Origin of the sequence: Thalassospira sp. UBA1131, assembly GCF_002311515.1 — a bacterium.
Taxonomy (GTDB): domain Bacteria; phylum Pseudomonadota; class Alphaproteobacteria; order Rhodospirillales; family Thalassospiraceae; genus Thalassospira.
Genome location: NZ_DCAO01000010.1, coordinates 3,239 through 4,018 on the forward strand (window position 1 = coordinate 3,239; position 780 = coordinate 4,018).

Genomic DNA, 780 nt, shown 5'->3' on the forward strand with positions numbered 1-780 from the left:
CCAGTTGGTTTGAATGGGGACGCTAATGATGAAAGCGAAGCGTAGGTCAGATGACCAGAAGCGATGCGATGACGGCCAGAATGGTACCGGCGAACAGGATTTCCATCGAACGGGCGATCTGCTGTTCACGGGCAATGGCGATTGCAACTGCTTTGCGCTTATTCATCATGTTTACTCCGTCTTATGACAGGTAGTGTCAATGTGCCGGGCTCGGCACACGTCAAATATAGGCAGGCAGATGGCCGAGTTACAAGAGTTGTTGCTCAAAAAACGTCAAAAAACTTTCAACCTCATGGAAAAGGTCACGTTTTTGCTGCCTGTTTTGTCACAAATTGCAATGGCCCTGCCTGTTTGAAACGCATTATGCCTTTTCCGGTTCCATAACAATCAAACGGTTTCAATGCCGCTGTCCCGATTCGCAGTAGTTTCGGGGAATTCCGTCGGATTTACGACATGTGCATAGTCGCTTATCGGCTTGGGATATCCGTACTTGTACCCCTGCACAGAGCGGCAATCATGATCGTTCAGGAAGCTTGCCTGCTCGTCGGTTTCGACCCCCTCTGCAATCACCTCGAGGTTGAGGTCGCGGCTCAGATTGATCACAGCACGGACGATGGCAATCGCCTGATCGTTGCTGACCAGCTTCTTGATAAAGGACTGGTCGATCTTGATGCGATCTACCGGGAAGTTTTGCAAGGTGGCAAGCGACGAATAACCGGTGCCGAAATCATCCATGGCAATCCGCACGCCCAGCTTCTTGATATCAGACAGGATCTTCAT

At 50.4% G+C, this 780-nt stretch carries 2 protein-coding genes; both read right to left on the bottom strand.

Features of this window, described 5'->3' with window-relative positions:
* Positions 1-46: 46 nt before the first annotated feature.
* A complete protein-coding gene (locus B3Z49_RS01385; RefSeq protein WP_255356118.1) occupies positions 47-169 on the bottom strand; it encodes a hypothetical protein in 123 nt (40 codons plus the stop codon).
* A gap of 218 nt (positions 170-387) precedes the next feature.
* Positions 388-780, bottom strand: a 393-nt coding sequence (locus B3Z49_RS01390; protein ID WP_296987710.1) for an EAL domain-containing protein, incomplete at its 5' end; no start/stop codon positions are given.

What these genes read in the sequence shown, in the direction of transcription:
- B3Z49_RS01385 (WP_255356118.1), bottom strand. Translation starts at nt 169, where the DNA reads ATGATGAATAAGCGCAAAGCAGTTGCAATCGCCATTGCCCGTGAACAG.